This is a genomic window from Lichenibacterium dinghuense, assembly GCF_021730615.1.
Classification (GTDB): Bacteria; Pseudomonadota; Alphaproteobacteria; order Rhizobiales; family Beijerinckiaceae; genus Lichenihabitans; species Lichenihabitans dinghuensis.
The window spans coordinates 1,760,084-1,783,595 of record NZ_JAJLMN010000001.1 but is presented as its reverse complement, the minus strand read 5'-3'; the positions used below and the strand labels follow the sequence as shown (position 1 = coordinate 1,783,595).

At 71.4% G+C, this 23,512-nt stretch carries 26 protein-coding genes, 2 pseudogenes and 1 other annotated feature; of the genes and pseudogenes, 19 read left to right on the top strand and 9 right to left on the bottom strand.

Features of this window, described 5'->3' with window-relative positions; all coding sequences use genetic code 11:
* Positions 1–19: 19 nt before the first annotated feature.
* Positions 20–1,294, bottom strand: a complete 1,275-nt coding sequence (ispG, locus tag L7N97_RS08590) for a flavodoxin-dependent (E)-4-hydroxy-3-methylbut-2-enyl-diphosphate synthase (protein WP_237477898.1) — start codon at positions 1,292–1,294, stop codon at positions 20–22.
* Positions 1,295–1,565: 271 nt separating this feature from the next.
* On the opposite strand from ispG, the gene L7N97_RS08585 reads away from it, so the two are divergent.
* Entirely contained in the window at positions 1,566–1,823 is a 258-nt protein-coding gene (locus L7N97_RS08585) for a hypothetical protein (RefSeq protein ID WP_237477897.1), read from the top strand.
* A gap of 69 nt (positions 1,824–1,892) precedes the next feature.
* Here the strand turns inward: L7N97_RS08585 and L7N97_RS08580 are convergent, their stop codons facing one another.
* Positions 1,893–2,648 carry an SDR family oxidoreductase gene (locus L7N97_RS08580; RefSeq protein ID WP_237477896.1) on the bottom strand — a complete coding sequence of 252 codons (756 nt, stop codon included), beginning with the start codon at positions 2,646–2,648 and terminating at the stop codon, positions 1,893–1,895.
* A 102-nt stretch (positions 2,649–2,750) separates the two neighbouring features.
* Between L7N97_RS08580 and L7N97_RS08575 the strand changes: the two genes are divergently transcribed.
* Both L7N97_RS08575 and L7N97_RS30050 read left to right on the top strand, forming a co-directional pair.
* A complete protein-coding gene (locus L7N97_RS08575; RefSeq protein WP_237477895.1) occupies positions 2,751–3,161 on the top strand; it encodes a winged helix-turn-helix transcriptional regulator in 411 nt (136 codons plus the stop codon).
* 109 nt (positions 3,162–3,270) lie between these two features.
* A complete protein-coding gene (locus L7N97_RS30050; RefSeq protein WP_305069253.1) occupies positions 3,271–3,645 on the top strand; it encodes a hypothetical protein in 375 nt (124 codons plus the stop codon).
* Between the two features lie 15 nt (positions 3,646–3,660).
* On the opposite strand, the gene L7N97_RS08565 is transcribed toward L7N97_RS30050, so the two are convergent.
* Positions 3,661–4,137 (bottom strand): DUF992 domain-containing protein, encoded by a 477-nt coding sequence (locus L7N97_RS08565; RefSeq protein ID WP_237477894.1) that lies wholly within the window; start codon positions 4,135–4,137, stop codon positions 3,661–3,663.
* A gap of 217 nt (positions 4,138–4,354) precedes the next feature.
* On the opposite strand from L7N97_RS08565, the gene L7N97_RS08560 reads away from it, so the two are divergent.
* The 4 genes from L7N97_RS08560 to L7N97_RS08545 all read left to right on the top strand — a co-directional run bounded on the left by L7N97_RS08560 (position 4,355) and on the right by L7N97_RS08545 (position 7,002).
* Positions 4,355–4,552 (top strand): hypothetical protein, encoded by a 198-nt coding sequence (locus L7N97_RS08560; RefSeq protein WP_237477893.1) that lies wholly within the window; start codon positions 4,355–4,357, stop codon positions 4,550–4,552.
* A 2-nt stretch (positions 4,553–4,554) separates the two neighbouring features.
* The gene (locus L7N97_RS08555) at positions 4,555–5,358 is read left to right on the top strand and encodes a DJ-1/PfpI family protein (protein WP_237477892.1); all 804 of its coding nucleotides are present in this window, start codon (positions 4,555–4,557) and stop codon (positions 5,356–5,358) included.
* 72 nt (positions 5,359–5,430) lie between these two features.
* Positions 5,431–6,432 carry an adenosine kinase gene (locus tag L7N97_RS08550; protein ID WP_237477891.1) on the top strand — a complete coding sequence of 334 codons (1,002 nt, stop codon included), beginning with the start codon at positions 5,431–5,433 and terminating at the stop codon, positions 6,430–6,432.
* Positions 6,433–6,591: 159 nt separating this feature from the next.
* Positions 6,592–7,002, top strand: coding sequence for a dihydroneopterin aldolase (locus tag L7N97_RS08545; RefSeq protein WP_237477890.1), 411 nt, complete (start codon positions 6,592–6,594; stop codon positions 7,000–7,002).
* Between the two features lie 41 nt (positions 7,003–7,043).
* Here the strand turns inward: L7N97_RS08545 and L7N97_RS08540 are convergent, their stop codons facing one another.
* Positions 7,044–7,226 carry a hypothetical protein gene (locus L7N97_RS08540; RefSeq protein WP_237477889.1) on the bottom strand — a complete coding sequence of 61 codons (183 nt, stop codon included), beginning with the start codon at positions 7,224–7,226 and terminating at the stop codon, positions 7,044–7,046.
* A 506-nt stretch (positions 7,227–7,732) separates the two neighbouring features.
* Between L7N97_RS08540 and L7N97_RS08535 the strand changes: the two genes are divergently transcribed.
* Positions 7,733–8,059 (top strand): DUF6894 family protein, encoded by a 327-nt coding sequence (locus L7N97_RS08535; RefSeq protein ID WP_237477888.1) that lies wholly within the window; start codon positions 7,733–7,735, stop codon positions 8,057–8,059.
* Positions 8,060–8,096: 37 nt separating this feature from the next.
* Here the strand turns inward: L7N97_RS08535 and L7N97_RS08530 are convergent, their stop codons facing one another.
* Both L7N97_RS08530 and L7N97_RS08525 read right to left on the bottom strand, forming a co-directional pair.
* The gene (locus tag L7N97_RS08530; protein ID WP_237477887.1) at positions 8,097–8,882 is read right to left on the bottom strand and encodes a glutathione S-transferase family protein; all 786 of its coding nucleotides are present in this window, start codon (positions 8,880–8,882) and stop codon (positions 8,097–8,099) included.
* Positions 8,883–8,909: 27 nt separating this feature from the next.
* Entirely contained in the window at positions 8,910–9,689 is a 780-nt protein-coding gene (locus L7N97_RS08525; protein ID WP_237477886.1) for a HesA/MoeB/ThiF family protein, read from the bottom strand.
* A 73-nt stretch (positions 9,690–9,762) separates the two neighbouring features.
* Here L7N97_RS08525 and L7N97_RS08520 point away from each other — a divergent pair, with 73 nt between their 5' ends.
* The 3 genes from L7N97_RS08520 (at position 9,763) to L7N97_RS08510 (ending at position 11,787) form a co-directional block, all read left to right on the top strand.
* Positions 9,763–10,473, top strand: a complete 711-nt coding sequence (locus L7N97_RS08520) for a phosphatase PAP2 family protein (protein ID WP_237477885.1) — start codon at positions 9,763–9,765, stop codon at positions 10,471–10,473.
* A 71-nt stretch (positions 10,474–10,544) separates the two neighbouring features.
* A complete protein-coding gene (locus tag L7N97_RS08515; protein ID WP_237477884.1) occupies positions 10,545–11,072 on the top strand; it encodes a hypothetical protein in 528 nt (175 codons plus the stop codon).
* Between the two features lie 361 nt (positions 11,073–11,433).
* Positions 11,434–11,787 (top strand): hypothetical protein, encoded by a 354-nt coding sequence (locus L7N97_RS08510; protein WP_237477883.1) that lies wholly within the window; start codon positions 11,434–11,436, stop codon positions 11,785–11,787.
* Positions 11,788–11,909: 122 nt separating this feature from the next.
* Here L7N97_RS08510 and sciP read toward each other — a convergent pair whose 3' ends face one another.
* Positions 11,910–12,185 (bottom strand): CtrA inhibitor SciP, encoded by a 276-nt coding sequence (gene sciP, locus L7N97_RS08505; protein WP_129222012.1) that lies wholly within the window; start codon positions 12,183–12,185, stop codon positions 11,910–11,912.
* A 316-nt stretch (positions 12,186–12,501) separates the two neighbouring features.
* On the opposite strand from sciP, the gene mnmA reads away from it, so the two are divergent.
* The 4 genes from mnmA to drt2 all read left to right on the top strand — a co-directional run bounded on the left by mnmA (position 12,502) and on the right by drt2 (position 17,877).
* Positions 12,502–13,674 (top strand): tRNA 2-thiouridine(34) synthase MnmA, encoded by a 1,173-nt coding sequence (mnmA, locus tag L7N97_RS08500; protein ID WP_237482115.1) that lies wholly within the window; start codon positions 12,502–12,504, stop codon positions 13,672–13,674.
* A complete protein-coding gene (locus L7N97_RS08495; protein WP_309242771.1) occupies positions 13,671–14,348 on the top strand; it encodes a class I SAM-dependent methyltransferase in 678 nt (225 codons plus the stop codon). Before mnmA ends, L7N97_RS08495 begins: the two co-directional genes overlap by 4 nt.
* A gap of 177 nt (positions 14,349–14,525) precedes the next feature.
* Positions 14,526–15,959, top strand: a complete 1,434-nt coding sequence (locus L7N97_RS08490; RefSeq protein WP_237477882.1) for an FAD-binding oxidoreductase — start codon at positions 14,526–14,528, stop codon at positions 15,957–15,959.
* Between the two features lie 577 nt (positions 15,960–16,536).
* Complete coding sequence (gene drt2, locus L7N97_RS08485) at positions 16,537–17,877, top strand: antiviral reverse transcriptase Drt2 (RefSeq protein WP_237477881.1); 1,341 nt, start codon at positions 16,537–16,539, stop codon at positions 17,875–17,877.
* Between the two features lie 159 nt (positions 17,878–18,036).
* On the opposite strand, the pseudogene L7N97_RS08480 reads toward drt2, so the two are convergent.
* Positions 18,037–18,489 (bottom strand): annotated as a pseudogene (locus tag L7N97_RS08480) (IS5 family transposase); the annotation flags it as partial.
* Positions 18,490–18,565: 76 nt separating this feature from the next.
* On the opposite strand from L7N97_RS08480, the gene L7N97_RS08475 reads away from it, so the two are divergent.
* Positions 18,566–19,591 carry an IS110 family RNA-guided transposase gene (locus L7N97_RS08475; RefSeq protein WP_237477880.1) on the top strand — a complete coding sequence of 342 codons (1,026 nt, stop codon included), beginning with the start codon at positions 18,566–18,568 and terminating at the stop codon, positions 19,589–19,591.
* Between the two features lie 254 nt (positions 19,592–19,845).
* Here L7N97_RS08475 and L7N97_RS08470 read toward each other — a convergent pair.
* Positions 19,846–20,181, bottom strand: a pseudogene (locus tag L7N97_RS08470) (transposase); the annotation flags it as partial.
* Between the two features lie 313 nt (positions 20,182–20,494).
* On the opposite strand from L7N97_RS08470, the gene L7N97_RS08465 reads away from it, so the two are divergent.
* The 3 genes from L7N97_RS08465 (at position 20,495) to L7N97_RS08455 (ending at position 23,443) form a co-directional block, all read left to right on the top strand.
* A protein-coding gene (locus L7N97_RS08465; protein ID WP_237477879.1) for an IS3 family transposase occupies positions 20,495–21,717 on the top strand; the annotation gives its coding sequence in 2 pieces (ribosomal slippage) (positions 20,495–20,783 and positions 20,783–21,717; 1,224 coding nt in all).
* Positions 20,776–20,892: a sequence feature (AL1L pseudoknot), on the top strand. It overlaps the preceding gene by 117 nt.
* Positions 21,718–21,760: 43 nt before the next feature.
* Positions 21,761–21,901: a hypothetical protein gene (locus tag L7N97_RS08460; protein ID WP_237477878.1), complete on the top strand. Its 141-nt coding sequence runs from the start codon at positions 21,761–21,763 to the stop codon at positions 21,899–21,901.
* Positions 21,902–22,000: 99 nt separating this feature from the next.
* Entirely contained in the window at positions 22,001–23,443 is a 1,443-nt protein-coding gene (locus L7N97_RS08455) for a cytochrome P450 (RefSeq protein WP_237477877.1), read from the top strand.
* Positions 23,444–23,512: the final 69 nt, after the last annotated feature.

The following is a 23,512-nucleotide window of genomic DNA, read 5'->3' as shown; positions in this document are numbered from 1 at the left end:
GGAGCCTCGGCTCGAAGCCTCACTCCGCCGCGTCGCGCTTTCCCGCGCCGTAGCGGTTGACGATGTAGTCGTCGACGAGCTGCTTGAACTCGGCCGCGATGTTGGCGCCGCGCAGCGTCATGGCCTTCTGCCCGTCGATGAACACGGGGGCGGCCGGGGTTTCGCCGGTGCCGGGCAGCGAGATGCCGATGTCGGCGTGCTTGGACTCGCCCGGACCGTTGACGATGCAGCCCATCACGGCGACGTTGAGGTTCTCGACGCCGGGGAACTTGGTCTTCCACTCCGGCATCGAGTGGACGATGTAGCCCTGGATGTCGCGGGCCAGCTCCTGGAAGGTGGTCGACGTCGTGCGGCCGCAGCCCGGGCAGGCGGCCACGAGCGGCACGAAGGTGCGGAACCCCATGGTCTGCAGGATCTCCTGCGCGACCTTGACCTCCAGCGTGCGGTCGCCGCCCGGCTCCGGGGTCAGCGACACGCGGATCGTGTCGCCGATGCCGTCCTGGAGCAGGATGCCGAGCGCCGCCGAGGAGGCGACGATGCCCTTCGAGCCCATGCCGGCCTCGGTCAGGCCGAGGTGAATGGCGTAGTCGGAACGCGACGCCAACGTCTGGTAGACGGCGATGAGGTCCTGCACGGCCGACACCTTGGCGGACAGGATGATGCGGTCCTTGGCGAGGCCGATCTCCTCGGCGCGCTCGGCCGAGTAGAGCGCGGAGCGCACCATGGCCTCGCGCGTCACGGCTCGCGCCTCGACCGGGTTCGGCGAGCGGGCGTTCTGGTCCATCAGGCTGGTCAGCAGCTCGCCGTCGAGCGAGCCCCAGTTGGCGCCGATGCGGACCGCCTTGCCGTAGCGGATGGCGGTCTCGACGATGGCCGAGAACTGCCTGTCCTTCTTGTCCTTGAAGCCGACGTTGCCGGGGTTGATGCGGTACTTTGCCAGCGCCTCGGCGCAGGCGGGGTGGTCCGCCAGCAGCTTGTGGCCGATGTAGTGGAAGTCGCCGACGAGGGGCACGTCGCAGCCGATGCGGTCGAGCCGCTCGCGGATCTTCGGCACCGCCGCGGCGGCCTCGTCCCGGTCCACCGTGATGCGGACGATCTCGGAGCCGGCGCGGGCCAGGGCCGCGACCTGCCGCACGGTGCCGTCGATGTCGGCCGTGTCGGTGTTGGTCATGGACTGGACCACCACCGGCGCGCCGCCGCCCACCGTCACGTGGCCGACCTTCACCGCCACCGTCCGCCGCCGCGGCGCCGGGCCGGCGCGGCCGTCGGGGATGGTCGAGGAAGCCTCGGACATGGGAGGCAGGTCTCCGCTGATCGTCATGCCGCACTCAATGGTGGGGAAAGGCGACGAGGTCAAGACGACGGAGTGCAGTCCCCGAACGGGCGCGGCGGCCGGGCCTGAAAGGGTGGTCGAAGCTTGAAATATGCCGCTTCTGCCGAAGAACGGGGCGCCCGACCGCCGCGATCCCGAGGCTAGACCCGGACCGCGGCGGCCCGCCTCACCCATTTGGGTGAGATCCCGAAAATATCTCCGCGCGTCGCGGGTTTCCATCCCGGATGGTGATATGACGGCCCGGCCGATGAACGACGATCCGGAAGCGCGCGCCATGCACCCGACCGATCCGAAGCCGCTCGACGACTGTTTCCAGGAGGGGATGGACGCGCGCCTCGACGGCCGTTCGGTCCACGACAACCCCTACGCGGCGGGCTCGGCCAGGCGCCGCGAATGGAACGCCGGCTTCTGCGCCACCGTGGAGGCCGAGGACGAGGACGACCTCAAGCTCGACCCCAACGACGGCCCGAAGCGCCGCACGGCGGATTGAGCGCCGGGCCGTCCATGGCCGCGCACACGTCAGGGGGCCGCGCCCGCCGCCGCACGACGCTTCACGGGTTCAGTGCATCGCGTTGACGGTGTCGAACATCGTCGCCAGGCGGCCTTCCTCGGCGGCGAAGCGCAGCGGGCGGCAGCGCTCCACGATGACCTCCTCGGCGTCCGGGCGCTCGGTCAGGATCGTCATCACTTCGGAGATGAAAGCGTCGAGCGGCATGGCGCGCGGGTCCGCGGCCTGTTGGGCGCCCATGAGTTCGGTCTGCACGTAGGGTGGGGCGATCTCGATCACCTCCGTGGTGGTGCCCTTCAACTGGCGGCGCAGCGCCATCGACCAGGAATGGATCGCCGCCTTGGTGGCGCTGTAGGCCGGCGTCGCGGCCAGGGGCACGAAGGCGAGGCCCGACGACATCGTCAGGATGGCCGAGCGCGGGCGCGAGCGCAGATGGGGCAGCAGCGCCGCCGTGAGCCGGATGGGCCCGAGCAGGTTTGTGGCCACCGTGGCCTCGGCGACGCCCGCGCCCCAGTCGTCAGCCGTCGCGTCCTCCGGCTTCATGATGCCGGCGTTATGGATCACCGCGTCGAGCTCGGGGTGGCGCCGCACGAGTTCGGCCGCGAAGCGCGCGACGTCGGCCGGGTCGGCGACGTCGAGTTCCAGCGCCGCCATGCCGGGGTTGGCGGCCGTGACCTCCTCCAGCGCGGCGAGCCGCCGGCCCGACACGATCACCTGGTTGCCGAGCCGATGGAAGCTTTCGGCCAGGGCGCGGCCGATGCCGGAGCCGCCGCCGGTGATCAGGATGGTGTTGCCCGTCATGCGCATGCTGCGCTCCTGTCGCTGTCGAGGCCCGCAGGATAGGGTCGTCACTCTCCGGTGGTAAGAAGGCACTTCGGAGATCCATACGCACCGAATGGAGAGTGACCCATGCCCCGGACCGAGCCCGATTCCGCGACCGCTGTGCGCCCCTGCGACCCGATCCCGGACGACGTCGACCCCGCCGTGGAAGCGCTGGTGCACGACATCATCGGCAAGGTGGCCGACCGGTGGACCATGCTGATCCTGGATGTGCTGGAGGAGCAGGGAACGCTGCGCTTCACGGAACTCGGACGGCACGTCGGCGGCATCAGCCAGAAGATGCTCACCAAGACGGTGCGGCAGATGGAATGCGACGGCCTCGTGCGCCGCACCGTGCATCCGGTGATCCCGCCCCGCGTCGACTACGCGCTGACCGACCTCGGGCGCAGCCTCGGAGCGGCCTTCTGCGGCGTGTGGATCTGGGCGGAACAGAACCGGGACGCGGTCGAGCGGGCGCGGGCGGCTTTCATCGCCCGCTGACACGGGCGGGCCGTCGACGCGGGGCTGAAACGCCGCCGACACGGGCGCGTCACACCGGCGCGCCAGGGATGCGGGCTCCGGGCCGCCGCGGCCCACGAGGAGAAGTCCTATGGCGACCCGACGCATCGCGATCGTGCTGGCCGTCGCGTCGCTCGGCCTGATCCCGCGTCCCGCCTTCGCTCAGGCCGCGGACGCGCCGACGCCGCGGGCCGCCCCCGCGCCGACGGCCAGGACCGCGGCGAAGCCCCGGAAGGCGCATGCCAAGAAGGCCGCCAAGCCTTCGGCCGAGAGCGCCGCGGCATCGGCGGCCGGCTCCGCGCCGATCGGGGGCGGCGAGACCGAGGCCTCGTCGCTCGAGCGGCGGCGCAGGGCCTTCTTCACGGCGAAGCCCGACGAGGCGGCGCCCGACGCCGATGCGACCTCCGCCGGGGTCACCCTCGGCGGCAGCGGCGGGCTGACGCCGGGGATGGGCTTCAAGTTCTGACCGGGATCCGCGCCCTCAGGGCGCGTAGTCCAGCGTCATGTCGGTGACGCCGGCGGCGACGTTCACGCCGGTCTCGGTCTGCACCGACAGGGGCTGCAGGGTGAGGCCGCCGTTCAGCCCGCCGAACAGCGCGTTGGTGCCGATGCCCGCGCCGACGCTGGCCGAGGCCGAGGCGCCCTTGAACGAGCCCGCGAGCGCGCCCGGGCCCACGGCGCCGCCGACCGACGCCACGTCCCAGGTGAGCTGGCCGGGGCCCTGCGTGCCGAGGTGCAGCCCGAAGCTGTTGATGGTGCCGACGTAATGCTGCCGGGGTCCGCCGTTGGCCGGCGAATATTCGCAGTTCAGCCCCTTGCTGGAGGTGATCACGAAGCCGGTGCCGCCCGACACGTTGCAGAACAGCTGGCCCACCGGGCCGGCGAGCGCGGCGGAGGGCGCCAGGGCCGCGCCGGCGAGCAGGGCCGCGGCGGCGAGGGTCGGGAAGCGAAGGGTCATGGTCGGAAGGCTCCGGTGGATGGCGCGCCGGCCCCGCCCGGGCCGCGCTGCGCGCCCGCGGTCAACCGGCGCGGCGCGGTCCGGATCCATCGGCGCAAGCGCTTTCGTGTCTCCGTGGCGCGGTCGCCACGGCCGGGCCGCCGACGCGGCGTCGCGGCCCGCGGGGCCGAACCTTATCGCCGGTCGGCCGTTGAGGGTTCCACACTCGGATATCGCGATGACCGACGATCTCAGATCCCTCCCGGGCGTGGCCGGCGCCGAAGCGCAGGCGCTCCTCACCAAGGCGCTGCGCTGCCGCCGCCTCGCGGCCCAGTCGCTGGACCAGCGCGCCGCCGAGGCGCTGAAGGCCCTCGCGGAGGAATGCGAGACCCGGGCCGCCGAGCTCGCCGGGCCGTCGCGGGTCCGCGCCGCCTGACGGTGGGCATCGACCGCCGATCGGCGGCGCTGCTGGCCCTGCTGGCCCCGTTCGGCGCGGCCGCGGCAGCCCGCGCGCAGGCGCCCGCCGCCGAGGCGGCTCCCACGGCGAGCGGGACGCGCGACGTCGCGATGCTGGTCTACCCCGGCCTGACGGCGCTCGACCTCGTCGGGCCGCAATACATGTTCGCGGCGCTCGACGGATGCCGGGTCCACCTCGTCGGCAGGACGCTGGCGCCGGTGACGAGCGACACGGGTCTGGTGCTCACGCCGACGCTCGACTTCGCGTCCTGCCCGTCCGACCTCGCGATCCTGTTCGCGCCCGGCGGCACGGACGGCACGCTCGCGGCCATGCGGGACGCCGACACCCTCGCCTTCCTGGCCGACCGCGGGGCCCGCGCGGGGCTCGTCGCCTCCGTGTGCACGGGCTCCCTGCTGCTGGCCGCCGCGGGGCTGCTGCGCGGCTACCGGGCGACTTCGCACTGGGCGGCCCGCGGCGCTCTGGCCGGCTTCGGCGCCGTGCCGACCGAGGCCCGCGTGGTGCGCGACCGCAACAGGATCACGGGCGCCGGCGTCACCGCGGGGCTCGACCTCGGGCTGGAGATCCTGGCCGACCTCCGCGGCGCCGACTATGCCGAACTGGTCCAGCTCGGCTGCGAATACGACCCTCACCCGCCCTTCGCGGCGGGCTCGCCCCGCACGGCGCCGCCCGCCGTCACGGCCGAGATGACGCGGCTCCTGTCCGGCTTCGTCGCCGGGGCTGAGCGGATCGCGGCCGAGCGCCCGGCCGGCGGCTCCCCGACGTGACCCGCCCGGCTTGACCGCGGGCGCGCGATGGTGCGAGACGCGGCGGCCCTCCCCATCGCCGCGCGAGCCCGCATGACCGCTAGAGCCCTCGACCTCCTCTGCCTGGGGAACGCCATCGTCGACGTCCTCGCCACCGTCGACGACGCCTTCCTGACGGAGCGCGGGATCGCCAAGGGCGGCATGAACCTCATCGACGAGGCGCGCGCCGAGGCGCTCTACGGCGCCATGGGCCGGACCGCCATCGTGTCGGGCGGCTCGGCGGCCAACACGGCGGTGGGCGCGGCGCGGCTCGGCGCGGCGGCGGCCTTCGTCGGCAAGGTGCGGGACGACGAGGTGGGCGGCTACTTCACCCGCGACCTGCGCGCGACCGGCGTCGGCTTCGCGACCGCCCCGGCCGCCGACGGCCCCGCCACGGCCCGCTCCTACATCCTGGTGACGCCCGACGGGCAGCGCACCATGAACACCTACCTCGGCGCCTGCCAGAACCTGACCCCCGACGACGTCGACCCGGCGCTGGTGGCCTCCGCGGGCGTCATCTACCTCGAAGGCTACCTGTGGGACCCGCCCCACGCCAAGGACGCCTTTCGCAAGGCGTCCGAGCTCGCCCACGCGGCCGGCCGTCGCGTGGCGCTGTCGCTGTCCGACAGCTTGTGCGTCGGCCGCTACCGCGACGAGTTCCTCGACCTCATCCGCTCGAAGAAGGTCGACATCGTCTTCGCGAACGAGGCCGAGCTGCTGGCCCTCTACGAGACGGCGGACTTCGACGCCGCCGTGACGGCGCTCGGCGCCGACTGCGCGCTCGCCGCCGTGACGCGCGGCGCCGAGGGCGCCGTGGCGGTCGAGGGCGGGCGCGTGCGCGCCGTGCCGGCCTCGCCGGTCGAGGCCGTCGTGGACTCGACGGGCGCGGGCGACCTCTTCGCGGCCGGCTTCCTGGCCGGGCTGGCGCGCGGGCGCGACGCGGCCGACTGCGCCCGGCTCGGCGCCATCGCGGCGGCCGAGATCATCGCCCACGTCGGCGCCCGCCCGGTCGCGGACCTGGCCGCGCTGGCGCGAGGCGAGGGTTTCGCGATCTGAGCGCATGAAGCTGAGAGGCCGCACCCGGTCCGCCCCCTCCACCGCGCTTCCCGGTCGCCGCCTGATCCTCCTCCGCTCGCGGAGCAGGGGGACCGCCCGAAGGGTGGTGGAGGAGGCGGACCGGGTGCGACATGTCCCGATCCCCTGACGGAGCCGCCCGTGTCGCCCTTCCCGAGCCTGCGCGCCGCGCTGCTGTCCAACGACGAGGCGGCGCGCGTGATCGTCTTCGAGGACATCGAGCTCGCGATCCGCATCGGCGCCTACGAGGCCGAGCGCCACGCGCCGCAGCGGGTGCGGATCTCGGCGGAGCTGCTGGTGGTGCCGGCGGCGCCGCTCGGCGCGGACGACCTCGCCGAGGTGGTGGACTACGACGCGATCCACCGCGGCATCGCCGCCCTGGCGGGGGAGCCGCACGTCGCGCTGCAGGAAACGCTGGCCGAGCGGGTCGCCGCCCTGTGCCTCGCGCCGCGCGACGTGGCGGCCGTGGAGGTCTACGTCCGCAAGGTGGACGTGTATCCGGACTGCCGCAGCGTCGGCATCCGCGTGCTCAGGACGCGCCGGGGCGCCTGAGCGCCCCGGGTGAGGCGGGCCGGGGCCCGCCTCCGCGGACCTCAGCCCTTCTTCTTGGCGTTGTGGTGGCCGACCGCGCAGCCGGCGGCGGCGCCCATCTTGCCGTGGCCGGCCATGTGGCCCGCGACGGCGCCGACCGCGGCGCCGGTGAGGCAGCCCGCCGAGGCGGCGTCGACGGTGCCGAGGAAGGCCAGGGCCGCGACGGCGAGGACGATGGAACGCATGAGGAACTCCCTTCGATGACGGGGTTGCAACGCTCGAAACCCGTGCGGTGTTCGCCCACCGGCGCGCGGTCCGTCACCGCCGTGCCTGTCCGTGCGGGCCGTCCGTCGATCGCCGCGACGGCTCCGCGCCGCCTGATCGGGCAGCCCGTCCACGCCGACGGGCTCGACCGGCTGCGCGGCGCCGGCATCGAGCCGGTGGTCTGCCCCGAGGCCTCGACCGAGGCCCGCCTGTTTCGCGGCGGCGGACGGGCTCGCGGTGCTGGCCGTGCTCGGCGCCGTCGACAAGGCGGCGGCGACCCGCGCCGGTCGGGCGCTATCCGGTTCCCGCGCAGGCCGGCCGATCGAGGCCCGGGCCCGCCCTCGAACAATATTCGACGGTCCGGATGGAGGTGCGATCCCTGTTGTTCGACGGATCGATCGGGCGTTCCGGCAATTCTGCTGCGCCAGGGCGTCGCAACTCCATGAAAGGTGAATGAGCTTCGTCGGGAAACTCTTAAAAGGAGAGCGTGCTCGGACTGGTGGCCTCCATGCCTCGATACTTCTTCCACGTTCACGACGGCGTCGAACAGATCGACGAGGAGGGGACGGTGTTTCACGACATCGTGATCGCCCGTGCCGAGGCGCTGAAGCTCGCCGGGGACATCATCAAGGACGCCGGCATCCGGTCCGACCTCGGCGAAGACTGGTGCATCACCGTGACGGACGACGTCGGCCTGATCCTGTTTCGCATGGATTTCGTCGTGGCGGAGACGGCCGCCACGGGGCGCCGTCCGCCCGTCGCGGCGAGGCCGATCCAGGGGGAGGGCGGGCCTCCGACGCGCTCGTTCCGGTGAGGCACCGGCGGTCCGCACCGGCCGGCCGGGTCCCGGCTCAGTCCGGCCACGAGAAGCGGATGTTGCCGTCCCGGAGGCCCGCTTCCACGATCGACAGCCCGCCCGAGCGCACCATCCAGTCGAGCCGGTGGTCGCGGTATTCGCGGCGCCGGCCGCCGGTGGTGTAGAGTTCGGAGGCCGCCGCCATGCGCTCCGCGGCGGCGTCGAACTCGCGGAACGTTTCCGCCACGGACGGCCGTGTCCGGAGCCGCGCGTGCCACAGGGCGAGCGGGGAGCCCGGCTCCGGGCCGAGCCCGTAGTGGACCGAGCGGTTGACCATCGGCGCCGCCGCGGCGTCGGCCCAGCCGAAGGCGTCGCCGCCGAGCCAGGGCGCGCCGCCGAGCCGCTCCGCGAGCCAGCCCTGCATCACCCGCGTCTGGCGCGCCGCGGTGGCGCGCATCTCCTCGGCGAGGGCGCCGGTCGCCCGGCGGAACCACAGGATCTCGCCGAAGCCCCAGTTGATCGCCTCGTATTGCGCGTCGCAGACCTCCTCGACCATGCGCGCCCGCGCCCGCGCGGCGGGATCGCGCGGGAGCAGCGGCGGCTCCGGCCAGCGGTCCTCGACATATTCGAGGATCACCGTGGAATCGAAGATCGCGAGCCCGCCGTCGAGCAGCGCCGGCACCTCGCCGCGCGGCGAGGCTTCCGCGAAGGCGCCGTCGCGGCGGCCGGTGCCGAAGCCCTCCGGCAGCTCGGCTCGGAACGCCACGCCCTTCTCGCGCAGCGCGATCTTGACCTTCTGGCTGTAGGAGGAGAGCGGGTGGTCGTAGAGCAGGGGCGCCATGGCGATGGTCCTTTCACGTGCCGCCGGTCAGCCGGCCGCCTCGCCGTTCAGCGGGTTCTCCGGGTCCCAGGCGTAGCGCAGCGTTTCGAAGCGCATCGAGCGCGCGTCGACGAGCAGCAGCCGCCCGACCAGCCCCTCGCCGAAGGGCACGATGCAGCGGATCGCCTCCAGGGCCATCAGCGAGCCGACGAGCCCGGTCAAAGCCCCGAGCACGCCGGCCTCGGCGCAGGTCGGCACGGAGCCGTCCGGGGGCGGAGACGGAAACAGGCAGCGGTAGGTGGGGTTCGGGCGCCCGTCCGGCCCCGCCTCGTGGGGCTTCAGCACCGTCACGGCGCCGTCGAAGGTGCCGACTGAGCCCGTCACCAGCGGCCGCCGCGCCCGGAAGCAGGCGTCCGACACGGCGTAGCGCGTCGCCCAGTTGTCGGAGCCGTCCACCACGACGTCGTAGCGGGACGCGAGCGCTTCCGCGTTGTCGTCCCCGATGCGGTGGGGGTGGAGCTCCAGCGCGACGTGGGGGTTGAGGCGGCTCAGGGCCTCGGCGGCGGCCTCGACCTTGGGCCGGCCGACGTCGCCGGTGGCGAAGACCACCTGCCGCTGCAGGTTCGACAGCGACACGTGGTCGTGGTCCACCGCGCCGAGCGTGCCGACGCCGGCCGCGGCGAGATACTGCAGCACGGGCGCGCCGAGCCCGCCCGCGCCGACCACCAGCACGCGCGCTCCCTTCAGCCGCGCCTGGCCGGGGCCGCCGATCTCGCGCAGCACGATGTGGCGGGCGTAGCGCTCGATCTCTTCGCTCGACAGGTTCATGCGCCGGCGCCCCTCGCGTATAGGTCCCGCGCCGGCTTAAGCGCGGGCCGGGCGGGACGCAAACGGGGACGACATGGGGATCGAGGGCGGGGATGCGCGGCTCCCCTTCATGGTGTCGAACCGCGGCGTCGCGCTGGCGCTGGCGCTGGCCGTCGCCGTGGTCGCCGTCTTCGCGCTCGTCCCCGGGCTCGACCTCGCGGCGGCGGGCTTCTTCTACGCGGGGGAGGGGCGCTTCGCCGCCGTGACGCCCGCCGGCGAGACGCTGCGGCGGCTGTTCTCCCTCGCGCCCTTCGCGCTGCTGCTCGGCGCGGGCCTGCTCTACACCCTGCGGCGGAGCGGCCCGCGCGTGCCGGCGCCCACCGGCCGGGCGCTGCTGGCGCTGGCGCTGAGCCTCGCGCTGGGGCCGGGCCTGCTGGTCAACGTGGCGCTGAAGGACCACTGGCACCGGCCGCGCCCCGTGCAGGTGGCGGAGTTCGGCGGCACCGAGCGCTTCCGTCCCGTGGGGCTGCCCGGCGGGGATTGCGCGCGCAACTGCTCCTTCGTGTCGGGGGAGGGGGCCTCGTCCTTCTGGAGCGTGGCCCCGGCCCTGATGGTGGCGCCGCCGTTCCGCAGGCCCGCGCTCGCGGCGGCCCTCCTCTACGCCGCCGCCACCGGGCTGCTGCGCATGGGGTTCGGCGGGCATTTCCTGTCCGACACGCTGCTGGCGGCGCTGCTCACTTGGCTCGTGGTCGCGGCCGTGTGGCGGGCCGTTCTGGGATTTCGGAGCCCGCGGGCGGGCGGGTAAACGGCTTGTTAACCATGGATGCGGAGAGTGAAGGTCAGTTAACGAGCTGTTCGGACACCCGCGAGGCCCCCATGTCGCCCCATCACCCGTTCCTCCGCACCCAGGATTCGTCGGACGGCGCCGCCCGGGGCGAGCGCAGCGTCGGACAGGACCTCGACAACATCTTTCGGCTGACGGCGGCGCAGCCCGCCCCCCAGCCGCAGCCGGCCCCCGAGCGCGTGCGCGCGCCGGGCGCCGAGCCCCGCCGCGTCACCCCGCCGGACCTCGACGCCGCGCTCGACATGCTGAACCGCGCCTCGAAGGCGATGGACCTCATGCAGTCGCGCTACCAGCAGGTCGAGGACTACGCCAAGGGCGTCGCCGACCGCGCCGAGAAGGACATCGCGGTCGCCTACGCCCAGGCGCGCGAGTGGGAGGTGCGGGCCGCGGGCAGCGAGAACAAGCTCGAAGAGCTGCGCCAGCGCGCCGAGGCGGCCGAGCGCCGCGCCGAGGCGGCCGAGCGCAACGCCAAGGAGGCGCGCGACTGGCTCGAATGCTTCTACGACAAGATCGTCACGTCCTTCGACACCCGCAACTTCCTGAAGTCGCAGGCCGCCTGAACCCGTCCCCCGAGGGGCTTCGCCCTTCGGCGGAGTGCGGGGCGCCGCCCCGCATCACCGGCCTCCGGGGCGCGGCTCCGGATCCCGCGAAAGGCTTGGGCCTCTCGAAAACGGCTCGACCCCGACCCTTCCGGCCGCCGGCGCCCCGCCGCGCGGCACGCATCGCGTGGGCGACCGCGGGGCGAATGTCGGGGCGAATCGGTCCTCCGCTTTCGCGCCGTCCCGGTAACCTTTCGTCAACCACCCCCGGTCAGACTCCGTGACCGTGGCCCCCAGGGGACGCCGGGCGGCGCGCCGCCGCCCGGATCAAGCAGGAACGGGATGGCCCGCGCGCCGCCCCCAGTGATGACGGAGAGTCCCGATGAGTGAAGCCTCGCTCCTTCGCGCCCTGGCCGACCGGCTGGACGAGCTCGAGTCCCTCAAGCTGTTTCCCGCCGACGTGACCGACCCCGGCACTGTGACGGTGGAATGGACCGCCGGCAGCGACCATCCGGGCTACGCCGTCCTCAGCCAGGCCATCTCCACCATGGTGGAGCAGCACTGGAACGCCCTGCGCTCGCAGGTCGTGAAGAAGAAGGAATCCGAGGTGTCGGCCGTCCGCAAGGAGTGGAGCGATCTCGGCGCCGCCCCGGCCGCCACCGAGGCTCCCGCGGCCGACGGCCTCGCCGCCGCCATGGGCCCGTCCCGCGTGCAGCTGGTGCAGCGCCAAGCCTGACACCCGCCCGCGACGCGGACGCCGGAACGACGAAAGCCGCCCTCACGGGCGGCTTTTTCGCGTCCGATGCGCCGTCCGGGCGGTCCGCATGCGCCCGTCGGGTTCGTCCGCGCGTCCGGGCATCACTGCCTGTAGTGCTGGATCCGGGTGGTGCGCAGGCCGGCCAGGCCGTGCTGGTCGATCGACATCTGCCAGGACAGGAACTCGTCCACGGTGAGCGTGTAGCGCGAGCAGGCCTCCTCCAGCGACAGCAGGCCGCCGCGCACCGCCGCGACCACCTCGGCCTTGCGCCGGATCACCCAGCGCTTCGTGGAGGGCGGGGGGAGGTCGGCGATCGTGAGGGGGCTGCCGTCCGGCCCGATCACGTATTTCGCCCGGGGGCGATGCATGTCTACCATTGTGTCACTCGCGAACTCGACTCTTGCGAACGATCAGACGCTAGGTGCGGCGGCTTAAGAGTTGGTCACTCCAACGCCTTGCATTCCAATAGGTTTTTGGTTTCGAAGCGGTGAAGAGCCGCTTTGGCCCGGTGTGCCAGACCTGCCGGACGGCCGGCTTGCGCGAGGCTTGCCCCTGGTGGATGCCGGATTTTCGCCCCGTTTCGGCCGGCTCCCGTTCAGGTCCGGCGGGGCTGGATAAAGGGTCCGGGAGGGGCTAGATGCCCGGATGCACCCCGAGGGTTCCGCGCCGCTGTTGCCGATGGATCACACACTTATCCCCAACTCGCTCGACATCGCGAAGCCGCCCGCCGAAACGCGGGTCGTGGTGGCCATGTCGGGCGGCGTGGATTCGTCGGTGGTGGCGGCGCTGCTGCACGAGCAGGGCTACGACGTCGTCGGCATCACGCTGCAGCTCTACGGCGGGGGCGAGGCCTCCGGCACGCGCGCCAAGAGCTGCTGCGCGGGGCGGGACATCCACGACGCCCGCGCCGTGGCGGCGCGGCTCGGCATCCCGCATTACGTGCTCGACTACGAGAGCCGCTTCCGCGAGCGGGTGATCGCGCCCTTCGCGGACAGCTACCTCGCGGGCGAGACGCCGATCCCCTGCGTGAGCTGCAACCAGCACGTCAAGTTCGCCGACCTGCTCGACACGGCGTTGGACCTCGGCGCCGACGCCATGGCGACGGGCCACTACGTGCAGTCCCGCGCGGCGGCGGGCGGCCACCGGGCGCTCCACCGGGCGCGCGAGCGCGAGCGGGACCAGAGCTACTTCCTCTACGCCACGACGCAGGCGCAGCTCGACTGTCTGCGCTTCCCGCTCGGCGGGATGACCAAGGCCGAGACGCGCGAGCTCGCGCGGCGCTTCGGCCTCGCGGTGGCCGACAAGGCCGACAGCCAGGACATCTGCTTCGTGCCGACGGGCCGCTACACCGACCTCATCGCCAGGCTCCGGCCCGAGGCGGGGCAGGGGGGCGACATCGTCGACCTCGGCGGGCGCGTGCTCGGGCGGCACGGCGGCATTATGAACTACACGGTGGGCCAGCGCCGCGGGCTCGGCCTCGCCGAATCCACCGCCGGCGGCGGCGAGCCGCTGTTCGTGCTGCGGCTCGACGCGGAGCGGGGGCGCGTCGTCGTCGGGCCGCGCGCGGCGCTCGGCACCGCCGCGGTGAGCCTGCGCGACGTCAACTGGATCGGCGACGGCGCCTTCGCCGAGGGCGCCCGCGTGGCGGTGCGGCTGCGCTCGACCCGCCCGCCCGTACCGGCCGTGCTGCGCGGCAGCCCGGACGGGGCGCGCGTCGAGCTCCTGGAGCCCGAGGGCGGCGTGTCGCCGGGGCAGGCCTGCGTGTTCTACGACGGCACGGCCGACGACGCGCGCGTGCTCGGCGGCGGCGTGGTGCGGGCCACCGTGTCGGCCGCCGATGCCGAGATCGAGAGGATTCCCGCGTGAGCGTGGCCGAGCGGACCAAGGACAAGGCGGCCATCACGGAGGCCGGGCAGGTCGTCGAGGCCTACGGGCGCTGGGCGCCGGTCTACGACCTCGCCTTCGCGGCGGTGATGCGCGCGGGGCGGCTCGCGGCCGCCGAGGCGGCGAGCCGGGCCGCGGGGCCGGGCGGGCGCGTGGTCGACGTCGGGGTGGGGACGGGGCTGGAGCTGCCCATGTTCGAGCGCCGCACGCGGATCACCGGCATCGACCTGTCGGAGCCGATGCTGCGCGGCGCGCAGCGGCGGGTGAAGCGCGAGCACCTCGCCAACGTGGACGGCCTCCTGGTGATGGACGCGACGCGGCTCGCCTTCCCGGACGGGGCCTTCGACGCCGCGGTGGTGCCCTACGTGCTGACCGTGGTGCCGGAGCCGCACCGCATGATGGACGAGGTGCGCCGCGTGGTGCGGCCGGGCGGCGAGATCGTGCTGGTCAACCACTTCGGCGCCGACCGGGGGCCGGTGGCGGCCGTCGAGGGCTGGCTGGGCAAGCGCTCGGCCTCGCTCGGCTGGCACCCGCAGTTCCCCTTCGCGGTGCTGGGCGACTGGGTGCGGGACACGCCGGGGATGCGGCTCGTCGAGCGGCGGCGCATCCGCCCCTTCGGCCTGTTCAACCTCGTGCGGCTGCGGCGCGAGGGCTGACGCGCTGATGGACCGCTCGCACCCTCCTTCATCCTGAGCCGGCCCGGAGGGCCGTGTCGAAGGACGCAGGCGCTCCCCGCGCGGGACCGGGCCGCTGCTGCGTCCTTCGACACGGGGCCTCCGGCCCCGGCTCAGGATGAGGGAGGGTGAGGACAACATCGGGGGGAGGGACGGGGCATGCTGATCCACGACGACGCGCGCGCCGCCCTCATCGCGGCCCGCCGCCCGCCCGCGGCCGCGCTCGACGCGGTGCTGGCGGCGCTGGCGGCGCGCTTCGGGGACCGCTTCTCGCGCAACCGCTCGGTGCTCGACCAGCACGGCCACACCCGCACGCAGATCCGGTTGGAGGCGCCGGACGGCGTGGTCTTCCCGAACACCACCGCCGAGGTGGCCGAGATCGTGAGGCTCTGCGCCGGGCACCGCGTGCCGGTGATCCCCTACGGCACCGGCACCTCGCTGGAGGGCCACGTCAACGCGCCCTTCGGCGGCATCTCGATCGACACCGCCCGCATGGACCGCGTGCTCGCCGTCCACGCCGAGGACCTCGACTGCGTGGTGGAGCCGGGCGTCACCCGCAAGGCGCTGAACGCCCACCTGCGCCACCACGGCCTGTTCTTCCCCGTCGACCCCGGCGCGGACGCCTCGCTCGGCGGCATGGTGGCGACGCGCGCCTCCGGCACGGGCGCGGTGCGCTACGGCACCATGAAGGACAACGTGCTGGCCCTGGAGATCGTCACCCCGCAGGGCGAGGTGATGCAGACGGCGCGGCGCGCCAAGAAGTCCTCGGCCGGCTACGACCTCACGCGGCTGATGGTGGGCTCGGAGGGCACGCTCGGCGTCATCACCGGCATCACGCTGAAGCTCAGCGGCCTGCCCGAGGCGACGGCGGCGGGCGTGTGCCCCTTCCCGAGCGTGAAGGCGGCCTGCGACGCCACGATCCTCACCATCCAGTCCGGCATCCCGGTGGCGCGGATCGAGCTGCTCGACGAGGCGCAGGTGCGCGCCTCCAACACCTATTCGCGCCTGGGCCTGCCCGAGGTGCCGACCCTGTTCGTGGAGTTCACCGGCTCGCCGGCCTCCGTGGCCGAGCAGGTGGAAAGCTTCGGCGCCATCGCCGGGGAGCTCGGCGGCGGCCCCTTCGACTGGGCGACGCAGCCCGAGGACCGCTCGCGCCTGTGGCAGGCGCGGCACGACGCCTACTGGGCCAGCCTGACGCTTCGGCCGGGCGCGCAGATCATCTCGACCGACCTGTGCGTGCCGATCTCGCGCCTCGCCGACTGCGTGACCGAGACGCAGGCCGACATCGCGGACTCCGGCCTCGTGGCGCCCATCGTCGGCCACGTGGGCGACGGCAACTTCCACCTCGGCGTCCTGTTCGACGACACCGACGCCGGCGAGACGGCCCGCGTCGAGGCCTTCCTCGACCGGCTGGTGCGCCGCGCGCTCCGCATGGAGGGGACCTGCACGGGCGAGCACGGGGTGGGCCAGGGCAAGGCCGGCTACCTCAAGGACGAGCACCCGCCCGCCGCGCTGGCGATGATGGCCGCCGTGAAGCGGGCGATCGACCCGCTCGACATCATGAACCCGGGGAAGATCCTGCCCATGGGGTGAGGGGAGGGAAAGCCGGTTTGCGCCGGGTCCCGACGTTCAGGGGTCGTCATCTTGCGGACGTTCAGAGGGACGTGCAGAGCCGTCCCGGGTGATTTCCACTTGGGCAGAGGTGAAGGTCGAGGACGACGAACTCCCGTTCTGAGCCGCATTGCCGCGATTGCTGGGCGCCCCCATCCGAATGCGCTTTTTTTCCGCAGACCCCTTGTACCTTTCATCTCACCTCCCATGTAAGCCCAGCCCTGGCGATCTGCGTCAGGGGATGGTGTTGACGGTGTCAAGCGACCAGTTCGCGACGGCTTCGACGCATGCGCGGATGACGCACATGCCGAGCCGAGCGACGATGTTGCTGAGCACTTTCACGATGACCTCCTCCGCGAGGTCAGCATAACACCGCACGTTGGCTGTTGCGTCGCGGCCTGTTGGGGCCGTGAGTATGTGTGGCAAGGATCGATAGGCGGTTTCGCGACACGCTGTTTTGAGCTGAGCCGTTGGCGTTCTTCGGAGCGTCAAAGACACCGGGGAGGCCCTCGTCCGCAAGGAGGGGTATACGCACACCCCTGCTTCCCCGGGTTTGCCAATGCTGATCTCAACGAGAAAGCGCCATATCATTCGACGCTCCGACTGGTACAGCGCCAAGGGGCGTGTCCATGTCGATCGCCGCCTTCCGAAGGCGGACGCTCTTCGCTTGGTGTCAAATCCCGCGACGATCGCCCAGCATGATTTCTTGCCGCTTATCTCGTTCACGAAACGCGAGCGGCGTTACCGTCGGGATTTTGGCAAGAAGAAGCCGGTCGCGAGCACCAAGGAGCGAGGTCTGGCCTATCCGTCAAACCGCGACGGATATATTTTCGCATATTACGCTGAGCGTCTGGGCTCACTATATGAGGTCGAGTTGGCGCTCCGGGGTCTTGGCGATTCCATCATCGGTTATCGAAAAGGCTCGTCGAATATCGACCGCGCGCTGGAGGCTTTTCGCGAGATCCAAGCGCGGGGCGATTGCGCGGCGGTCTGCCTCGACATCAAGGGCTTTTTCGATAATATCAGCCATGAGGTCTTGAAGGCTTGCTGGTCGTCCCTGCTCGGCGGGGGGCAACTGCCCAGTGACCACTACAAAGTCTTTCGCGCGCTGACCAGATACGCGACGATGGATCGCGCTGATCTGCTTGAGCGGCTTGGCCTCTCGCCGAAGAAGAGGGACGCCGACCTGCCGCGCCCCCTATGCTCGATCGACGAATACCGCCGCCACCGAAGCGATAGCGCGGCTCCTTCCAAGCTGTTGTCCACCCATAGGGCGAACCACGGCATTCCTCAAGGCACGCCACTTTCGGCGACGGCGGCAAACATTTCGATGCTCGAATTCGATACGGCCGTGAAGGCAGCAGTCGATGCATGCGGAGGCAGTTACAGACGCTATTCTGACGACATCCTCATCCTCTGCGCGCCCGAGCACATCGCCGCTCTCGAAGGCGAGGTGAATCGGGCGCTGAAGCTGCACGGGAGGACCCTGTGGCTGAACGAACAAAAGCGGGAGGAGGCGCTGTTCTCGAAACCGGGTCCGGCGCTTTTGCCTTGCCCCGTGACAGGTCGGGTCAAACCGCTCCAGTATCTCGGTTTCACCTTCGATGGCCGCCGGGCGCTGATCCGGAGCGGAACGCTGGCTCGGTATTACCGGCGCATGCGGAATGGCGTCAGGGTGGCCAAGCAGAGGTTGAAGCTGGCCAAGCACGGGGAGATCAAGGGGCGGAAGGTACTACACCAGCGTGAGGTTCTGGCGCGTCACTCCCATCTCGGCCCGCGCAGTTTCATTAGCGGGTATGCGAGGCTGGCGAGGAAGAAAATGGGAGGCGTTGGCGAGACGTCTATCCGAGGGCAACTGTCGAGACATTCGGAGGTACTGAGAGAACGTTTGAAGAGTTGATGCTGCGAAGTGCAGGCATTTGCACCCTTTCCACGAAATTACATAATCGTTTTCAATAATGCCTATCGCAGGATGTCGTCGTTTGGTGCAAGAGTCCCATTGTGCAAATGGACTGCCAGGAAGCTGACACTCCTGAAGTCCGCCATGCGCTAGGGCCTGTTAGGGCTTGATCCATTGCACGACGGCGGCGAGGCAGAGCACACCCATGAAGGATGCGGCAGTCTTTTCGTAGCGGGCCGCGACGGCCCGCCATTCCTTGAGGCGCGCCCAGGCGTTCTCGATCTGGTGACGGTTGTTGTAGATCCAGGCCGGACAGCGGACGGGCGCCTCGTTGCTCTTGGTCGGGACGGCGGGTCTGGAGCCCATGTCCCAGATCGCGTCGCGGAAGCTGTGGGCCGCATAGCCTTTGTCGGCCACCACCCATTGCGGCGCCCGCGGCAGACCCGCCAGCAAGGGGCCGGCCTGCGGCAACTCGTGCGCCTGCCCGGGCACGAGGCGGAACGCCACGGGCCGGCCGCGGCCGTCGCAGATCATGCAGGCCTTGGTGCCGTAGCCGCCACGAGAGCGGCCCAGCGCTTCACGCTCGTCTCGCTCCGGCCCCGAGACCCCCTTTTATGGATGGCCCGCCCCTCCCTCTGCAGCAGCTGATAGCATGCTGCTGCAACCCGGGTGAGGACGGAGCAAATCCATGCAACTCTCCATCATCGGCATCGATCTCGGCAAGACATCGTGCAGCCTCGTCGGCGTGGATACGGCCGGTAAGGTCCTGGTGCGCCGGCGCATGCGCCGCGACACCGTCGTCGCGTTCTGCTCCAGGTACCCGGGCAGCATCGTCGCCATGGAGGCCTGCTGCGGGGCGCACCACATCGGCCGTGCACTGGCCGCCAAGGGACACGAGATCAGGCTCATGTCGCCCGAATACGTCCGGCCTTATGTCAAGGCACAGAAGAACGATGACCGGGATGCCGAAGCCATCGCCGAAGCGGCAGGTCGGCCCACCATGCGCTTCGTGACGATGAAGTCGGAGGAGCAACTCGACATGCAGACGCTCCACCGCGTGCGCGACAGGCTGGTCGGTGATCGGACGTCGCTGATGAACCAGATCCGCAGCCTGCTGCTGGAGCGCGGCCACATCGTAGCGCAAGGGCGCGCCAGGCTGACCGTCGCCCTGGCCGAGCTACTCGACGGGAAGGAACGTGTCCTGGCCGCTCGGATCCACGAGCTGATCGTCGACATGCGCCGCCAGTGGGTTGCCCTCGACGAGCGCATCAAGGCCTTCGACGCGGAGTTCACCGCCGCCGCCAAGGCGCAGGACGGCGCGAAGCGGCTGCTGTCCATCCCCGGCATCGGCGCGCTGAACGCCACTGCCCTCGTGGCAGCCGTCGGCGACGCCAGCACCTTCGCACGAGGACGGGACCTCGCGGCCTGGCTGGGCCTCGTGCCGCGGCAGGTGACGACGGGCGGTCGACCGAAGCTGCTCGGCATCACCAAGCGGGGGAGCAAGTACCTGCGCAAGATGCTGATCCAAGGCGCGCGATCCGCCCTGCCGACGCTGAAGGCGGGGGACACGCCGGTAGGTGCGTGGCTGCGCGGGCTGCTCAGCCGGGCACATCTGAACGCGGCCGTGGTAGCCCTAGCGGCCAAGATGGCCCGCACCGTGTGGGCGCTGCTGCGCCACGGCGACGTCTACAAGGCCGCGCCCGTGGCGGCCTGAACCGGATCGGCTGACGCGGAACGAGCGTCGGCCCTCGATGTCTGTGGGTGGCGACGAGGAGATGGCCTGACTGTCAACCGGCGTCCTGGAAACCTTCGCGGAAAATGGCACTCGATGCCGTCCCTTTTATCGGGACCAGGACGCGCGGCTCTCCATCTTGGCCAACGGCTCGCCGGAAGGCCGGATACGTTTGTGCAGACAGATCAAGCTGGACCCGAGAAACCGCTTGCCGACGGGGCGGGCCATACGTTTTCCGCGCCCGCCGCCTTGTGGTGAGCCCGGATCACGGTGCCGTCCAGAAACACGAGGCCCAGCGACAGGTTGCCCTCCTGGCACAGTTCCAGAAGGCGCTGCCACACGCCGAGCTTGGACCAGCGGATCGACAGTTGCGCAGCCCGCCACCACGGGCCCAGGTGAGGCGGCACGCTCCGCCACTTGGCGCCGTTGTCGTGGCGCCACACGATGGCCGACAGGGTGCGCCGCAGGTCCTGGGGCAGAGTCTTGCCCTTGGGCCGGACTGCTTCAATCAGCGGCGCCCACAGCGCCCACACCTCGTCGTTGGAAAAGTCGATCGCTTCAGACTGGGTCATACACCCCAGATAGGGACTGCAGCCAAGCCCTAACAGACCCTAGGACCGGTCCACCAGCTCCGTACACCAGCCCACGCCGAGCCTGCCCACACCCACTGATGCACGACTCCGGAAGCTCTCCGATCGACGGTTTGACACCTCGTCGGGGCGGAGCCACTTCGTTCGCCTGGGCATCGAACGAAGCGGAACCGGCCCGATCGGCGACGGCGCGTTCACGCCGGAGGAGACGATCGACGGCCGGCACTGCCACGCGATCGGCGACGTGAACCGCTCCGGGTTTCCTGGAGGCTCCTGATCTTGCGAGACTGGAGCCATGACGAAGCGCACACCCCCATTTTCCCCCGAGGTCCGCGAGCGTGCGGTCCGGATGGTGCAGGAGCACCAGGGCGAGCATAGCTCGCGGCACGCGGCCATCCGTTCGATCGCGTCCAAGATCGGCTGTTCGGGGGAAACCCTGCGCAACTGGATCAAGGAGGCAGAAAGCAGTAAGAGTCCGCGGACGGGCACGACGACGGACGAGCGCGAGCGCATCAAGGCGCTGGAGCGCGAAGTCCGCGAGCTGCGTCAGGCGAACGAGATCTTGCGCAAAGCGAGCGCGTATTTTGCCATGGCGGAGCTCGACCGCCGCTCACGGACATGAAAGCCTTCATCGACGAGCACCGGGATGCTCACGGGGTCGAGCCGATCTGCAAGGTGCTGCCGATCGCCCCATCGACGTACTACGCTCATGCAGCTCGGCAGACCGACCCTACCAAGCAGTCAGCACGCGCCCGGAGCGACGCGGCGCTGATGATCGAGATCCGCCGCGTGTTCGAGGAGAATTTCGGCGTCTACGGGGTACGGAAGATCTGGCGGCAGCTCGGCCGCGAGGGCATCCGCGTCGCCCGCTGCACGGTGGCGCGCCTGATGCGTGTCTTGGGGCTGCAAGGGGTCGTGCGGGGAAGAAAGGCTCGCACTACAGTGCCGGATCCCTCGGCGGCTTGCCCTCTCGACCGAGTGAACCGGCAGTTCAAGGCCCCTCGTCCCAACGCGCTGTGGGTGTCGGATTTCACCTATGTCGCGACCTGGTCCGGGTTCGTCTATGTGGCTTTCGTCATCGACGTGTTTGCTCGCCGCATTGTTGGCTGGCGAGCTTCCCGCTCCGCTCAGACCAGCTTCGTGCTGGACGCCCTGGAGCAGGCTCTCTACCAGCGCCGACCTGCCGGCGATCTCATTCACCACTCTGACCGTGGAGTGCAATACGTCAGCATAAAGTACAGTGAGCGACTTGCCGAAGCCGGCATCGAACCCTCAGTCGGCAGCATAGGAGACAGTTACGATAACGCCCTCGCTGAAACCATCAACGGCCTGTTCAAGGCCGAGGTGATCCACCGGCGGGGGCCATGGCGGTCGTTCGAGGCCGTCGAATACGCCACGCTTGAATGGGTCGACTGGTACAATCACCGCCGGCTGCTCGAGCCCATCGGCAACGTCCCGCCGGCCGAAGCCGAAGCGGCCTTCTACGCCGCGCTTGAGGCCATTCCGATGACGGCGTAAATTCCAAGCCAATCAGCCTCCGAGAAACCCGGAGCGGTTCAACGTGATGATCGACTCGGACTTGCCCATGGTCTGCCTGGAGGACGCCGCGGCGCCCGTCTACCTCCGCCATACCGGCGACCGGGTCGCGGACACGGCTGTGGACCTACTGGAGGCGGTCGTCGCCGGCCGCCTCGCGGTCTGACCGCGGAAGCCCGCCTCCGCGCCCCCTGTCATCATGCCTCGCTTGCCGCCCCCTCGGCCCCCTCCCATCTCCTCCGGACGACGCCGCCCGGAGTTCCGCATGTCCCTCGCCCTCGATCCCGCGCCGGCCCGAGTCCCGCCGGCGCCCCCGCGCCGCGCCCCGGCGGCCGCGGGTCGCCGTCCGCGGCCGCCGGCGCCAGTGCCGCTCGCGGAGGTGCCGGGCACGCTGGCGCTCCTGAAGGGCTTGCGCGACAACCCCGTCGCCACCTGGACGCGCTGGCACTTCGAGCAGCCGATCGTCCACGGCCGCAACGTGCTGGGCTCCGCCGCCGTGGTGAGCGACCCGGCCATCATCCGCCACGTGCTGGTCGGCAACGCCGCCAACTACGACAAGGGCGAGCTGCAGCGCCGCACGCTGGGCGGCGGCCTCGGCACCGGCCTGCTTCTGGCCGAGGGCGAGCAGTGGCGCGCGCAGCGCCGCGCGCTGGCGCCGCTGTTCTCGCCCCGCCACGTCGAGGGCTTCAAGCGCTCCATGGTCGAGGTGGCGGACGAGATGGTGGGGCGCTGGTCGAGCTTGCGGGACGGCCGCCGCATCGACGTCGCCAACGAGATGGCGCGCGCCACCCTGCGGGTGCTCGGCCGCACGGTCTTCTCCGAGGCCATGAGCGGCCCGGAGGACCGGTTCGCGCACGCGGTCTCGGCCTTCCTGGAGGCCGCCGGCCAGCTCGACCCTCTCGACGTGCTCGGCATGCCGTCCTGGGTGCCGCGCCTCGCCGCCAACCGCACGCGCCCGCTGCTGCGCTACTTCGAGGAGGAGGTTTCCGCCATCCTGGAGAAGCGCCGCGCGCTGCTCGCCTCCGGCGCGCCGGCCCCGCAGGACATCCTGTCCCTGCTGCTCGCCGCCCGCGACCCCGAGACCGGCGTCGGCCTGTCGGACGACGACGTGCGCGCCAACGTCGTCACCTTCCTGATCGCCGGCCACGAGACGACCTCGAACACGCTCACCTGGGCGCTCTACCTCCTGTCGCAGCACCCGGAGGAGCGCGAGGCCGTCGAGCGCGAGGTCGACGCGCTGATGCCGGACGGGCGCGTCGACCCGACCCGCGTCGACGACTTCGTCCGCACCCGCGCGGCGCTCGAGGAAGCGATGCGCCTCTACCCGCCGGCCGCCTCCATCACCCGCGAGGCGCTGGGGCCCGACATGCTCGGCACGCTGCGCATCAAGGCCCGCACGCTGGTGGTCGTGTCGCCCTACGTGCTCCACCGCCACAGGACGCTGTGGGACGCGCCGGACCACTTCCACCCCGAGCGCTTCCTGCCCGAGAACCGCGGCCGCATCGACCGCTTCGCCTTTCTGCCCTTCGGCGCGGGGCCGCGCGTGTGCATCGCGGCCTCCTTCGCGCTGCAGGAGGCGGTGATCCTGCTCGCCACGGCGCTGCGCCACGTCCGCTTCGACCACGCCCCCGGCCACGCGGTGATGCCCGTGCAGCGCATCACCCTGCGCTCGCGCGGCGGCATGCCGATGATGCTGCGGCATCGGTGAGGGGGGCCTCGGCCCGCGGCGGCGGTCGGATCGTCCCGGCCGAAGCCGCGTTCCCCTGACGCCGTTCGG